Genomic DNA, 14,830 nt, shown 5'->3' with positions numbered 1-14,830 from the left:
TAAAACAAAAAGTCATCTAAGAATATTTTCAATATCCTTAGATGACTTAGACAAGGATAAATCCTTATCTAAATGACATTGAGGAGATATTCCGTATATTCATACTATCAAAGATAGTTGGTGCTATTTAGCTTCAGTTCTGGACTTACAGTCTAAAAAAATAATTAGCTACGCCTTCGGTAAAAGAATGACTAATGATTTAGTTGTTAAAGCCTTGAAAAATGCTTATTCTAGCCAATCCCCTGATAAAGATAAGCAACTAATATTTCATAGCGATTTAGGATCTCAATACACTAGTAATGATTTAAAAGAGTTATGTAAAAAGTTTAATATTACACAATCATTTAGTAAAAAGGTTGTCCTTATGACAATGCTTGTATAGAATCTTTCCATTCATCTATAAAAAAAGAAGAAATATACAGAAATTCATATCGTACCTTCGAAGAAGCTAATAGAGCTATTTTTAAATATATTGAAGGATGGTACAACAGAAAAAGGCTACACTCTTCTATTAATTACATGACCCAAAATTAATGTGAATTATTAGCTAGAAGTGCAGCATAAAAAAGTTTAACTTTTTGTGTCCAAGATATTGACATAAGACCATGAATATATATTTTGAGAATAAGCATAAGATAATATTTTGAACATGATTTTAGGTTTCACTGCCGGTTTTCTTCCAAAGGGAGAGTATGCCTTATACAACTTTGTGTAATTTAATCCCTCCAATACATGTCTTAGCAAGCGTACAGAATCATCTTCTGGTATTAAGTTTTCTAAATTTAATGGCAATATAAGTTGAAAATTATCATTAAATTTATTATACATTTTTAATGTATGATTTGTTTATTAGCATAAGTTAATTATACAACGAATGTGAGTTCTTCGGAATTCACATTTTTTTATTTCCATAAAAAATGAGCCGCTACAAAACTAACTATGTTAGTTTTGCAATAGCCCCTTTTGCTATTTATATAATAATATTTTATAATCATATAAGTAAACAAAATCTAAATATCTTATATGCTATACGAAATATTTTAAGTAGGTGATTATATGGAAAAATACATATTAAAAATAAAGAAAATTAATGAAAAAGCAGTAGTACCTAATTATGCACATGAAGGAGATGCTGGGTTAGATTTATATTCAGTAGAAGAATTATTGTTAGAAGCAGGTGAAAGAGCTTTAATCCATACAGGAATACAAATAGAGCTTCCTAAAAATACAGAAGCTCAAATTAGACCAAGAAGTGGTTTAGCATTAAAACATGGAATTACTACTTTAAATTCACCAGGAACAATAGATGAAGGGTATAGAGGTGAGATTGGTGTTATTCTAATCAATCATAGTAGGGAATGCTTTAAAATAGAAGAAGGTATGAAAATAGCTCAAATGGTTATAAAGCCTATAATTAATGTTCAAATAGAAGAAGCCAATGAACTAAGTGATTCTGAAAGAAAAGCAAATGGATTTGGATCTTCAGGATTAAAATAAATAATGTCTTCTATAAATAATTATTTTTAGGTCTATTAGAATAAAAAACCTTCTTTGAAATAATTCATAGAATAAATTGTTTCAAAGGAGGTTTGATTTTTATTAACCTTACGGAAAAGTATTCATAGAGTCAAATTATTACAAAATTAAACTATTAAAATGTAATTTTAATTTTTGTTTAATAGATTTAAAAGTTAAGTTCAATGACATCTATGAATATATATTAAAAATATGGTCTTTTAGTTTGATTCATTTAATTCTTCCCATTGTGCATAAAGTTCTTCAATTAAGCTTTCTTTAGCTTTAATTTCTTTATTAACTCTTTCACTTTCAGATGGATTAGAATAAATTTCTTCTTTACATAAATCTTCTTGAAGCATTAATAACTCTTCTTCATTTTTATTTATAGTATCTTCAAGATATTTTATTTTATTTTGAAGGGCCTTGACCTCTTTATCTAAAGCCTTTTTTTTCTTTTTTTCTGTATTTAATTGAGTCTTTGTTTTTGATGAATCCTGTTCATCATAATTTTCAAATCTCAAAGGATTTTTTTTCTTTTCTGTATAATAGCTATAATTACCTAAATAATTTACAACTCCATTTTCAGTTAATTCTAAGATTCTATTTATAACTTTATTTAAAAAATATCTATCATGAGATATTACTAGTAAAGAACCGTCATAACTTAGAATAGCATCTTCTAGAGCTTCTCTAGATGGGATGTCTAAGTGATTAGTAGGTTCATCTAATAATAATAAATTAGCTTTTGATAAAATAAGTTTTAATAAATTAATTCTACACTTTTCTCCACCACTTAGTTTATCAATTTTTTTAAAAACATCATCTCCAGTAAATAAAAAAGAAGCAAGAACATTTCTAATTTGTGTGGTAGTTAGTTCAGGAAAATCATCCCAAACTTCATCTATTATTGTTTTATCAAGATTAAGATTTGATTGTTCTTGATCGTAATATCCAACATTAACATTTGTACCTAGAACTTTAATGCCACCATCACTTTTAACTTTATCCATTATTATATTAAATAAAGTTGTTTTACCTCTACCATTTTCACCGATTAAAGCAATTTTTTCTCCACGTTTTAGATCAACTGAAAGATTAGAAAATAATTTTTTCTCACCATAAGATTTAGATAAGTTTTCAATATGTAATACGTCAAATCCACTTTTTACAGATGTCTCAAATTTTATTTTAGAAGCAGATTTTTCAACATCAGGAGCATGCAATAGGTCAATTCTATCAAGGGCTTTTTCTCTGCTTTCAGCAGCTTTAATACTTTTTTCCCTATTAAATGATCTGAATTTTTCTATAATAGCTTCCTGTCTTTTAATTTCAGCTTGTTGAATATTATAAGCTTTTAATTTACTTTCATAATCTTTTTCTTTTAATTCTAAATATTTAGTATATGATGCATTATAGCAATTAACATGACCATTTATAACTTGAAAGGTTATATTAGTAACAGAATCTAAGAAATATCTATCATGTGAGATTATAAGAACTGTTCCTTTATAGCTTTTTAAGTATTCTTCAAGCCATTCAATTGCATCCAAATCTAAATGATTAGTAGGTTCATCTAGTAGTAATATATCAGGTTTTAAAAGCAATAGCTTACATAAAGCTACTCTAGTCTTCTGTCCACCACTAAGTGTTGAAATAACTTTATTAAAATCATTTTCATTAAATCCTAAACCCTTAACTATACGAGATATTTCACCCTTATATGTATATCCACCTCTGTTTTCATATAAATCTTGAGCAGTAGTATAGTCTTTTATTATCTTTTCATGATAAGCAGCATTTTTCTCATCATAAGGTTCACCCATTTTTATTTGTAAATTAGAAATTTTATTTTCTAGTTGTATAAGCTCATTAAATACTGTCAACATTTCATCATAAAGAGTAAATTCAGAATTTAAGTTTAAATGTTGAGATAAATAGCCTATAGATTTATTTTTATCTATATAAATATCACCTGTATCTTGAAGGATTTCTTTAGAAAGTATTTTGAATAGAGTAGATTTACCTTCTCCATTTGATCCAATTATACCAACCTTATCTCCATCATTAACAGAAAAAGTTACTTCCTTTAAAATATCATCTATTCCATAACTTTTACTTATATCTTTACAACTTAAGACAATCATTATTTATCCTCCAATGTTTTATTGTTATAATTAAATGTATATTATATAATTATACTATTTTATAATAGGTATATCAATTTAAGGAATAATCTTTGGAGGAATTATAAATGAACTTATATGACGAAAAGATTGATAAGGTTAGTGTAAAGAAACAATTAAAGGAAAAACAGTTATTTGATTCAGCATATGAACTGTTTTTAACACAAGGAATTGAGAAGACTTCTATAAGTGATATTGTAAATAAAGCTGGAATAGCAAAAGGTACATTTTATTTATATTTTAATGATAAACATGATCTTTTAAATAAACTTATATTAAAAAAGAGCAACAAGTTATTAAAAGAGGCTATGAATGAAACCACTAATGAAGAAATAGAGGATTTTTCAGAAAGAGTTTTATTTTTTATAAATTACATAATAGAAAATTTAAAACACAATAAGTTACTTCTTAAAATTATAAATAAAAACATTTCTTGGGGACTTTATAGGAAAAATATATTAAAGCCAGAGGAATATTATAATGTAAATAAGGTAGTAGATAATTTTATAAAAAATCTAGTTAACTCTGGTATGTCAAAAGAAGAAGCTGAAATGACTTTGTTTATGATAATAGAATTGGTAGGAAGTGTATGCTTTACAACGATAATATTTAAAGAACCTACTGATATAGATACTATCAAGCCTATTTTATTTAAGAAAATTTTAGCTATGATAAAGGTTTAAAAGTTAAGCTCCATTTAGCTTTGCTTATGCATATATTAAAACTTTGCTAAAACAGAACCTAAATTTAAAATACCTATCTTAAAATATAGATTAAATATATTAAGATAGGTATTATTTATAAAATTACTTTTGTCTATAAGCATCTTTAGTGAGGATATATCCTATTCTAGGCGTGTCATTAAAAATTCCAACTATATAAATTGTTATGAACATATTTTTTTCTAAATTAATATTACTTATAAATTTACTAAAATTATTTTTATCTGATACAACAAAATTATATATTCCAGGAGATACAGGATAGTAATCTGTTGTCTCTAAGTAAGGAATTTCATCGAATAAAAGTGGTCCATCTGGTAATGATAAAGAAATACCAGATAAGTTTGGTGAAAGATTAATAAATCTTACATATGATAGTAACGGATTAGCTTCAAATTCACCATCATCTAATTTAAAAAATGCTACTTCTTTATTTTCATAAGTTATATTTATAGTTGAATACGAGAGTGGTAATATTTCTATAGTTTTAGATATAAGGGGAGTGTCATAAGTATAGGCCTTATATAATTTAATATCATATTTACCGGGAGCTATATTTATATAATTTGAAACTTCTCCAAATGAGATATTAGAATATAGTGGTTTATCATTTGCATAAATATCAACACTTAAAGATTCAGGAATAGCATGTATAAACCTTACATTAGATTCTATATCAGGTAAGGAATTTCTAAATAAAAACATATAATTTCACCTACCTTTTTTCACAATATTGTAGTGACAATGTTATTATTCTTTTAATAATCATCCTAGCCATTGGATAAGGAATACCATAACGTAAAAGTGTATTCAATATATTAGGATTATTTTTTTCAATTCTTAAATAAATTCTATTTACATCATTATCGGGCTTAGCACGCTCTAAATCTTCATTTTCATTTAAATCTAAATCAAAACCTCTTAATATTTTATCAGGAGTCAATTCAGAGGGATTTTCTTCTTTTATAGCATGATTTTTTGTGTGACAATTTTCATTTAATTCATTAACATAACAGTATAGCTCAGATTCAACAGTTTCATCTGGAAATAAGTCTGAAGAATTAATATCACCTCTAAAATTATGATCAGGTTCATTATCGAAGAGAGAATTATTAACCTTAAAAAGGGGTGTTAATGATGAATGATTACAGCGAAAATTAAAAATGTTTTGTAGTGGCATAAAATTGTAATCAAAGTCATTATTACATTTAATATTCATATATTTTTTATCAGGTTTCATTTTTTTACAATACCTCCATATATTATCTTAATAACTATATGACTATAAAAGACTATTTGTTACACTTTATAATATGAATTTATATACATATATATTACTTAAATTAACTACATTCCTTGGTGACACAATAAAAGCTACATTTGAATAGGATATATTGGAGGAGATGTATATGAGGATAAAAAATGAGGAGAACGTTAGAGATTTATTTCTTGGAATAGATGAAAAAGTTTATGATTATAGAGGTCATGGCATAAATTCAATAAATTTTGATAATGCAGCAACTACACCTACTTTTAAATCTAATTTTTCATATATGAAAAAACTCAGTAAAACTTACGCATCTATAGGCAGAGGTACAGGTCAAAAAGCGGAAATAACTACTGAGTTATATTATGAATCAAAAAAATTTTTAATGGATTTTTTTAATATAAAAAATAGAGATAAATATGTTGTAATCTATGTTAATAATACAACAGAAGCTTTAAATAAACTTGCTAAAACATTAATTAAAAAAGATGATGAAATTGTTCTTATATCAAGAATGGAGCATCATTCAAATGATTTGCCTTGGAGAAATAGAGGAAAAGTTGATTATATAGAAGTTAATAAAGAAGGAAGATTAAAAATTGAAGAGTTAGAAGAAAAGTTAAAAAGTAATCTTGGAAAAATAAAATATGTATCCCTAACTGGTGCATCTAATGTAACTGGATATATAAACAATATTCATGAAATAGCCAAAATAGTTCATCAATATGGTGCTAAATTAATAGTAGATGCAGCTCAACTTGTAGCTCATAAAAAAATTAGTATTAGCGGAAATTCAAAAGAAGAGGATATAGACTTTTTAGTATTTTCTTCTCATAAAATATATTCTCCATTTGGAATAGGTGTAATAATAGGTTTAAAAGAAGATTTTATAAATTCTCTTCCAGACTATTCAGGTGGAGGAACAGTGGAGCTGGTTTTAGATAATGAAGTAACTTATCTTAAGCCACCAGAAAAAAATGAAGCAGGGACTCCAAATTTTTTAGGAGTAATGTCTTTAATAAATTCATTAAGAGAATTAAGGGATATAGGATATCAATTTATTGAAGAACATGAGAAAGTTCTTTTAAAAAGAATGTTGCAAGGCCTTGAAAGCATTCCACAAATAATTAATTACGGTGATACTTTTAATATTTATGATAGGCTTGGAATAGCTGTTTTTAATATAAATGAATTTTATGACAAAGAAGTAGCTGAAATATTAGCTAAGAAGCGTGGAATAGCAGTAAGGCATGGATGGTTTTGTGCACATCCTTATTGTAGAAGGCTTATGGGAATAAGCGAAGAAGAAGCAAGTTCTTTTTTAAATGACGAAACAAAAAGAATGCCAGGAATGATTAGAGTAAGTTTTGCAGTATATAATACAGAAAAGGAAATAGATTTCTTTTTAAATACAGTAGAAGATATTGCAAGAGGAAATTTAACTTTATAAATAATGAACTTTTAGATATATTCTAAAAGTTCATTATTTAGATAATATGAAATCTTGGTTATATTAGATTTTTATAGTAAGAGAGTTATTAGTTTGAGTTTAATAACTCTTTTACTCAGTTAAACATAATTAGACATTAAAAACTTTATATTGTGGTAAGTTATTTTCTAGTTTTAAATTAGGAATATTCTTTACTAATGGTGAAAAATACTCACAAGCTTCTTCTTTTAAAAAGTTTCCATCCTCATTAATCCATTCAGAAGGAAAGTACCTAACATTATTAGCTACTTTATCAGCGTCTACTAAGAAATAAGATGATTTATAGTCTTTAGAATCTTCACGTTTTATAGCAACCATTTTACCACTTTCATTATTTGCTGCACTTTGTAAAGCTACATAACCAACATTATAAGCTTCATTTAAATCAGAATCAGATGCAAAGTGCATAGCACAACGTTGTAAAATTCCTAGTTCTAAAGCCTTTACTCTTTTAGTTATACCAGCATCAAGAAGTAAACTTCTTAGATACTTACTAACACCACCTAATTGGGCATGTCCAAAATTATCATTAGAAACACATTGGAATTCAGATATAAATTTACCAGTTTCATCTTTAATACCTTCTGATACAACAATATAAACTTTATTTTGTTTTTTAAATCTTTCTCTAACATCATTTATAAATTGGTATTTATCAAAAACAGCTTCAGGAAGATAAATGAAATCAGCAACAGGTTTGTTATCTATTTTTGCTATGCAAGCTGAAGCTGCTAGCCAACCTGTGTCTCGTCCCATAGTCTCTAATATAAATATACCATTATTTATATAAACTGAAGAATCTAGATAAGTTTCTAATACTGATGTTGTAATGAACTTTGCTGCGCTACCAAAACCAGGTGTATGATCTGTAAACATTAAATCATTATCAATGGTTTTAGGAATTCCTATAAATTTTATATCAATATTATTTTTTTTAGAATAAGCAGAAAGTTTGGCAATTGTATCCATTGAATCATTTCCACCTACATAAAAAAATGAAGTTATATCATATTCTTTTAATATTTTTATTAAATTTTCATATTCATCACAAGAATTATCGGGATTTTGTAATTTATATCTACAAGATCCTAACCCAGAAGATGGTGTATATCTAAAAGTTTGTAATTCATCTTCATTAATTAAGGTAAGATCAATTATATTTTTATTTAAAATTCCTTCAATACCATTTAAGCCACCATAGACCTTATCAAAAACTTTAAGTGACTTGTTAGCGTGTATTAATCCTACTACACTAGAATTAATAACAGAAGTTGGACCACCAGATTGTGCAATAATACAATTAGACATAAAAACGCTCCTTTTTAAAACATAATAGTATAAATGTGATATACTATTTACTTATTAGTAATACTCTATTTAATAATATACAACAAAAAGTACATTAAATAAATAGTTTTTTTGATAAATATTAAATTAATTAATTATTTTTGCATATATTTTCAGTTTCATAATAATAATTATTATTATAGATAGTAATTTTAATAGATATAAGGAAAGTGATTATTATGGGTTTAAGCGAAGTTATATTAATAGGAATTATATTAGCTATGGATGCGTTTGGCGTAACACTGAGTATAGGATTAAATTCTATACTTACTTACAGAAATAAAATAAAATTTATACTGTCATTTGCTTTTTTTCAGTTTTTGTTTACTTATGTTGGAGGTACTATAGGATATTTATTTGATCTCTATATTGTAAATATATCTTCTTTGGCAGGTGGTATAATACTTTTTATTATAGGTATACTTATGATGTTTGATGGATTGAATAATGAGAAAAATGATGTATTAGAGAAGAGTAGTACTTGTATAATACTAGGAGTATCTGTAAGCATAGATGCGTTAGTTGTTGGATTTACTACTCTTCATAATTTAAACAATAGTTTACTTCTTATATTAGATTCTTTGCTTATAGGGCTTATAACATTGATAATATGTTTAAGTGGATTGTTTTTATGTAAATATATAAGAAAGATTAGTTTTATAAGTAAATATGCTGATTTTTTAGCAGGAGTTATATTAATATTATTTGGATTAAAAATGGTATTCTTTTAGTATAGTTCTTTAATAATCATGTGTTATAATAAACTTAAGAATGTTTATTAGGGGATAGACTAATGGATTTAAAAGAGTTTTTAAAAAATAAGAATATAAAAGTAACCAAAGGAAGAATTGAGATATTAGAAATATTAAGAATTTCTAATAATAGTTTGAGTGCAGAAAAAATATATCAAATATGTAGATGTGATAATATAAATATTAATTTAAGTACTATTTATAGAACATTAGAGTTATTTGAAGAAAAAGATATAATTGATAAAATTGTTCTTGAAGATGGAGTATTTTCTTATAAATTAAAGAAAAAGACTCATATGCATTTTTTAAAATGTGATATTTGTCATAAAGAAGTTGAGATTCCATGTCCTATGATTCAAATACAAGAACTTGTAGAAAACAAAACTGGTTTTACATTAACAGAACATAACCTTATTCTTAAAGGTGTATGTCAAGAGTGCAAAAAAAATAAGTAAAGTATAGATAGAGTTCTTAACTTCAAATTGAGTTTATAAAGTATTGAGAATTAAAAAAATCGTTATTTTAAAAGCGTTTTTCCATTATTAAAATTATAGATGATATCTATGTGGGATAAAGGATAGGATTTTGCTTTAAGAATATTAAATTATTGATAATACTAATAAAACAGAACTAAATAAAAAATGCTACATAAGAATTTATTTTTAAAATAAATGTTTATGTAGCATTTTTTATTACCTATGTTTTAATGATTTTTGTTAGAAGTAAAAATTAAAGTTAATATTAGCATTATTACTGAAGTTAAAGCAATTGTTCCTCCAGGAGCGCTATTAAGATAATATGATAAAACTAGACCTAATATAACATCTATTAACCCAAAGATTATAGAAAAAATTAGTGTTTTATTAAACCCCTTTTTTAATTGCATAGCAGTTGCTACAGGAACTACCATTATTGATGAAACAACTAAAATTCCCATTATTTGAATAGAAAGAGATATAGTTGCACCAACTAATAATGTAAATATGTAATTTATAAGTTTAACATTTATTCCAACAGTTTTAGCACCGCTTTCATCAAATGTTACATATATTAATTTATTATAAATTATAAGTAAAAGTATTATACAAACAGTACCAATTAATGCAATTAACAAAATATCTGCTCTTGTTACAGTTAATATACTACCAAATAAAAAAGAATCTACTTTAGCAACAGCTTTACCGCTACTTACTAATATAATTGCAATACCTAAACTTAAGGTCAATACAATAGACATAACTAATTCAGAATATTTTTTATAATAATCTCTTAGAAATTCTATTATTATTGCACAAAGTGATGTAAATAAAAAAGCAGTAATTATTGGATTTGTTCCTATTACGAGGCCAATAGCTACTCCAGCAAAGGATGAGTGTGATAATGTATCTCCGATCATAGAATTTCTTCTAAGAACAATAAATAGACCAATAAATGGACAAAGTATTGCTACTATAATTCCAGCCATAAAGGCATTTTGCATAAAACTTAATTCAAACATATATAATTACCTTTCTAAAATTAATAAAATATTTACATTGCGCAAGACTTATGATGTTCACATTCAAGATAATTAATAAATTCTTTTTTAGTATATAAAGTAAGAATACCACTATTAACTTTTAAAATATGAGTAGAATACTTAAGTGCAACATCTGTATTATGTTCAACAGATATAATTGTTTTGTTTAAATCTTCATTTAAACTTTTTAATAAAGGATAGATTTCATTCTGACTTTTTTCATCAACTCCAGTTGATGGTTCATCTAATATTATTAAATCAGGATTCCCTATAAGGGCTTTTGCAATAAATATTCTTTGTTGTTGCCCTCCAGATAAATTTCCAATTAATGAATTTTTGAAGTTTTTCATATTAACTTTATTTAATACGTCATCTATTTCAGTAGTTTTTTTAATTCCCATGGTTTTTGCATGCATTGTTAACAGTTCTTTTACTGTTATAGGAAATTGAGAATTAAAATTATCTAATCTTTGAGGTACATAAGAAATTTTATTAAAATCTAAAGTTATTGAACCTGATGTTGGTTTTAATAATCCAAGTACCAATTTTATAAATGTACTTTTACAACTACCATTTTCACCTAGTATTGATAAGTAAACACCACCAGGTATATCAAGTGTAATATTCTCTAATAAAAGTTCAGATTTGTTTGTATATGAAAATGATAAATCTTTTATTTTTATCAAAAAGTAATCAACTCCTTAAAAATAATATATTTAGACATTATATTATATAACGCCTAAATATATTATATACTTAGTTGCAAATTGTTTGCAACTATTACTAATTATATACTTCATCAAGTACCCAAAAATTACTTTTATCTTTTTTAAAATTTCCTTTTAAAATTGTTTTTTTATGAGGTTCTTCTTTTGATAATCCGGAAGCTTCTACAAGAGCATTTTCTCCATCAGAATAAATTAATGACATTTCTTGAACTCTAAGAAGCTTATCCTTTTTATCAAAGCCGTTAGTAAAATAATGTTCAACAGAATAAGCTAAATCAGCACATCTTTTTTGAATATATATTTCTTTTGTAATAATAAAAGAAGAAAGAACTAAAGTAATTAAAATTAAAAATGTGCAGATATAACGTTTTAAAATAGTTCTTTTTTGTTTTTTCTTTACCTTTTGTTTCTTATATCGATTTAAATCAATTGTATTATTTTTTTTTATATTTCTACTATAAAACTCCTGCCTCTCCATAAACACCTCCTGTAATGTTTTTAATATGTTTTGGAAATTAAAAAAAATTCTAATAATACAAAACTAAAGGTTAACATAATATAAAATGTTGTAAGAAAATATTACCATATATTTACAAATATTTAAATGTTTTTTATACATAAAATGGAAAAATATAATAAATAAAAGCAATTCTATTGCTTATTAAGATAAAATATACTTATAATGTATTTAGGCACAATCAAAAAAATAACAAGTCCATTTGCCAGCCTATTTTTCATCGTGCTGCGTCGTCAAATTGACCTAATAGGCACGCTAGGAGGTCAATTCATCTTCTTGCTTGATGAAAAATATTCATTGCAACTTTGAACTTATTATTTATTTTCATGTGCCTTATTATAAATGAATAAATATTTAAAAGGATGGTGCTGAATTATGGAATTTTCAAGTTTAGTTTTAATAGAGAAAGATAGTGAAACAGGATTTATAAAGAAAGAGTTAGGAAGTTTTGAAGTAAGTGAAGGTGGATTATTTGTTAAAAAGTTTTATGTATTAGATGGAATCGTACATATGTATTTTGATACTAATAAAAATGTAGAAGAATGGGAATATTCAGCTATATATGATTTATTTAATACAGAAAGATTCACTGAAAAAGGATATGAAATAGAAGAGGATTTAGATGAATATGATCCAACATATGTTATAAAATTTAAATATGAAGATGATTTTGATTTTATTAAAGAAAAAATACACGAATGCATAACATTAATACAAGAAGAAATGAATAATGTATGGGAAAATATCAAAGATAAGAAAGAAGAATATATTTAAAATCTCAAAGTATTTACTATTGTAATTTAAATAGGAGGTAAATTAATGGAAGAATTGAAAAAGAGAGAAGAAATTGAATCCAAATTTAAATGGAAAGTAGAAAAAATATATGAAAATATTGATGAGTGGGAAAAAGAATTTAATGATTTAAAAAATGAAGCTCATAGCTTAAAGGATTTTTCAGGTAAATTAAATTGTGGAGAAAGTATATTAGAGTATTTAAAGTTAAGTGAAAAAATATCAAGAAAAGCAGAAAAGTTATATATATATGCTCATTTAAAGTCTGATGAAGATACTTCAAATGCAACATATCAAAGTTTAATGAGCAAAATTGATATATATATGGCTGAGTTTGCAAGTTATACAGCTTATTTTGTTCCAGAAATATTGAGTTTAGAAGATGGTTTTATAGAAAAAGAAATAGAAAGATTAGATGAATTAAAACCATATAAATTTTTATTTGAAGACATATTAAAAGAAAAACCACATGTATTGTCAAAAGAAATGGAGGAGCTTTTAGCACAAGCTTCTGATTGCTTAGATGCACCATCAGCTATCCATAATATTTTAACTAATGCAGATATGACATTTGGAAAAATAAAAAATGAAGATGGAAAAGATATAGAATTAACAGAGGGCAATTATTCTTCTTTTATAAGAAGTAAAAATAGGGAACTTAGAAAAAGAGCATTTGAACAGTTATTTGGTGAATATGAGAAACTTCAAAATACATTAGCCACTTCTTTAACTTGCTCAATTAAAAACTTTAATTTTAGCAGCAAAATAAGAAAATATAATTGTGCCTTAGAAGCGTCACTTAAACCTAACAATATACCTTTAGAAGTATATAAAAATGCTGTAAAAGTTATAAATGATAATTTAGATTCTCTTCACAGATATGTAAAAGTGAAAAAGAAACTTTTAGGCTTAGATGAAATTCATATGTATGACTTATATGTTCCAGTTATTGAAACTCCAAAAGAAAAGATAGAGTTTAATGATGGTGTAGATATAGTATTGGATGCACTAAAGCCATTAGGTGATGAATATTTAAGTATATTTAAGAGTGGTATAGAGGATGGTTGGATAGATATATATGAAAATAAAGGTAAAAAAGGTGGAGCATATTCATGGGGTGGATATGATACAATGCCTTATGTATTATTAAATTATAATAATGAACTTGGTGATGTATCTACATTAGCACATGAAATGGGCCATTCAATTCATTCATATTATTCAAGAAAAGAACAACCATACTATTATGCAGGATATACTTTATTCTGTGCAGAAGTTGCATCTACTACAAATGAATCAATACTTATTCATTATTTAATAGATAAAGAAAAAGATGAAAATAAAAAGCTTTATTTGATAAATCAAGAATTAGAGCAAATAAGAACTACAGTATTTAGACAGTTAATGTTTGCAGAGTTTGAATTATATACCCATGAGACTTTAGAAAAAGGAATACCTTTAACTTCTGAAGATTACAATACTAAATGGCATGAATTAAATGTAAAATATTTTGGACCAGATATGGTTGTAGATAAAGAAATAGATATTGAATGGTCAAGAATACCTCATTTCTATTCAGATTTTTATGTTTATCAATATGCTACAGGTTATGCAGCAGCTTCAGCATTTTCTAAAGCTATTTTAGAGAAAAAGGAAAATGCGGTTGAAAAATATAAAGGCTTCTTAAAATCTGGAGGAAGTGATTATCCAATAGATATACTAAGAAATGCAGGTGTTGATATGACTACTGATGAACCTTTAGAAGCAACGATAAAAAGATTTAATGAATTATTAGATATGATTGATTTTTAAAGAATAAGGATATGTTTAAGCAATGTGTTGATATATCTAAAACATAGCTAATAAAAATATATTATATAATGCTGTCTTAATTTTTAAGGCAGCATTTGTATTACTTATGTGATAAAAAATCATAGGAATATATGTTTTAAAAGATGGTTATTTTAATATGTGTTGATATATACAATAGGTAAAG

General features: G+C 25.5%; 14 protein-coding genes and 2 pseudogenes. 8 read left to right on the top strand and 8 right to left on the bottom strand.

The window, feature by feature from the left end; all coding sequences use genetic code 11:
* Positions 1-85: 85 nt before the first annotated feature.
* Positions 86-534, top strand: a pseudogene (locus tag RGC78_RS03815) (IS3 family transposase); the annotation flags it as partial.
* Between the two features lie 72 nt (positions 535-606).
* Here RGC78_RS03815 and RGC78_RS16185 read toward each other — a convergent pair.
* Positions 607-828: pseudogene (locus tag RGC78_RS16185) on the bottom strand (transposase); the annotation flags it as partial.
* 228 nt (positions 829-1,056) lie between these two features.
* Between RGC78_RS16185 and dut the strand changes: the two are divergent.
* Positions 1,057-1,497 carry a dUTP diphosphatase gene (gene dut / locus RGC78_RS03805; protein WP_012425169.1) on the top strand — a complete coding sequence of 147 codons (441 nt, stop codon included), beginning with the start codon at positions 1,057-1,059 and terminating at the stop codon, positions 1,495-1,497.
* A gap of 239 nt (positions 1,498-1,736) precedes the next feature.
* On the opposite strand, the gene abc-f is transcribed toward dut, so the two are convergent.
* Positions 1,737-3,662 (bottom strand): ribosomal protection-like ABC-F family protein, encoded by a 1,926-nt coding sequence (gene abc-f, locus RGC78_RS03800; RefSeq protein WP_012422994.1) that lies wholly within the window; start codon positions 3,660-3,662, stop codon positions 1,737-1,739.
* A gap of 107 nt (positions 3,663-3,769) precedes the next feature.
* Here abc-f and RGC78_RS03795 point away from each other — a divergent pair, with 107 nt between their 5' ends.
* The gene (locus RGC78_RS03795; RefSeq protein WP_012423768.1) at positions 3,770-4,384 is read left to right on the top strand and encodes a TetR/AcrR family transcriptional regulator; all 615 of its coding nucleotides are present in this window, start codon (positions 3,770-3,772) and stop codon (positions 4,382-4,384) included.
* A 123-nt stretch (positions 4,385-4,507) separates the two neighbouring features.
* Here the strand turns inward: RGC78_RS03795 and RGC78_RS03790 are convergent, their stop codons facing one another.
* A complete protein-coding gene (locus RGC78_RS03790; protein ID WP_252212716.1) occupies positions 4,508-5,128 on the bottom strand; it encodes a DUF4397 domain-containing protein in 621 nt (206 codons plus the stop codon).
* Between the two features lie 10 nt (positions 5,129-5,138).
* Positions 5,139-5,663 carry a hypothetical protein gene (locus RGC78_RS03785; protein WP_252212715.1) on the bottom strand — a complete coding sequence of 175 codons (525 nt, stop codon included), beginning with the start codon at positions 5,661-5,663 and terminating at the stop codon, positions 5,139-5,141.
* Between the two features lie 169 nt (positions 5,664-5,832).
* On the opposite strand from RGC78_RS03785, the gene RGC78_RS03780 reads away from it, so the two are divergent.
* Positions 5,833-7,140, top strand: coding sequence for an aminotransferase class V-fold PLP-dependent enzyme (locus RGC78_RS03780; protein WP_309556072.1), 1,308 nt, complete (start codon positions 5,833-5,835; stop codon positions 7,138-7,140).
* A 129-nt stretch (positions 7,141-7,269) separates the two neighbouring features.
* Here the strand turns inward: RGC78_RS03780 and RGC78_RS03775 are convergent, their stop codons facing one another.
* Entirely contained in the window at positions 7,270-8,487 is a 1,218-nt protein-coding gene (locus RGC78_RS03775; RefSeq protein WP_252224718.1) for a 6-phosphofructokinase, read from the bottom strand.
* 218 nt (positions 8,488-8,705) lie between these two features.
* On the opposite strand from RGC78_RS03775, the gene RGC78_RS03770 reads away from it, so the two are divergent.
* Both RGC78_RS03770 and RGC78_RS03765 read left to right on the top strand, forming a co-directional pair.
* Positions 8,706-9,257, top strand: a complete 552-nt coding sequence (locus RGC78_RS03770) for a manganese efflux pump MntP (protein WP_252224721.1) — start codon at positions 8,706-8,708, stop codon at positions 9,255-9,257.
* A 62-nt stretch (positions 9,258-9,319) separates the two neighbouring features.
* Complete coding sequence (locus RGC78_RS03765; RefSeq protein ID WP_252212711.1) at positions 9,320-9,733, top strand: Fur family transcriptional regulator; 414 nt, start codon at positions 9,320-9,322, stop codon at positions 9,731-9,733.
* 248 nt (positions 9,734-9,981) lie between these two features.
* Here RGC78_RS03765 and RGC78_RS03760 read toward each other — a convergent pair whose 3' ends face one another.
* The 3 genes from RGC78_RS03760 to RGC78_RS03750 form a co-directional block, all read right to left on the bottom strand.
* Complete coding sequence (locus tag RGC78_RS03760) at positions 9,982-10,776, bottom strand: metal ABC transporter permease (protein ID WP_309556070.1); 795 nt, start codon at positions 10,774-10,776, stop codon at positions 9,982-9,984.
* A gap of 32 nt (positions 10,777-10,808) precedes the next feature.
* Positions 10,809-11,483, bottom strand: a complete 675-nt coding sequence (locus RGC78_RS03755; protein WP_252212709.1) for a metal ABC transporter ATP-binding protein — start codon at positions 11,481-11,483, stop codon at positions 10,809-10,811.
* Between the two features lie 97 nt (positions 11,484-11,580).
* Complete coding sequence (locus RGC78_RS03750; protein ID WP_252212708.1) at positions 11,581-12,003, bottom strand: hypothetical protein; 423 nt, start codon at positions 12,001-12,003, stop codon at positions 11,581-11,583.
* A 414-nt stretch (positions 12,004-12,417) separates the two neighbouring features.
* Between RGC78_RS03750 and RGC78_RS03745 the strand changes: the two genes are divergently transcribed.
* The gene (locus RGC78_RS03745) at positions 12,418-12,816 is read left to right on the top strand and encodes a DUF6762 family protein (protein ID WP_252212707.1); all 399 of its coding nucleotides are present in this window, start codon (positions 12,418-12,420) and stop codon (positions 12,814-12,816) included.
* A gap of 45 nt (positions 12,817-12,861) precedes the next feature.
* Positions 12,862-14,646 (top strand): oligoendopeptidase F, encoded by a 1,785-nt coding sequence (gene pepF, locus RGC78_RS03740; protein WP_309556069.1) that lies wholly within the window; start codon positions 12,862-12,864, stop codon positions 14,644-14,646.
* Positions 14,647-14,830 lie beyond the last annotated feature (184 nt).

Origin of the sequence: Clostridium aquiflavi (genome assembly GCF_031344075.1) — a bacterium.
Taxonomy (GTDB): domain Bacteria; phylum Bacillota; class Clostridia; order Clostridiales; family Clostridiaceae; genus Clostridium; species Clostridium aquiflavi.
The sequence above is the reverse complement of the archived record's forward strand: the minus strand, read 5'-3'. Positions and strand labels throughout refer to the sequence as shown.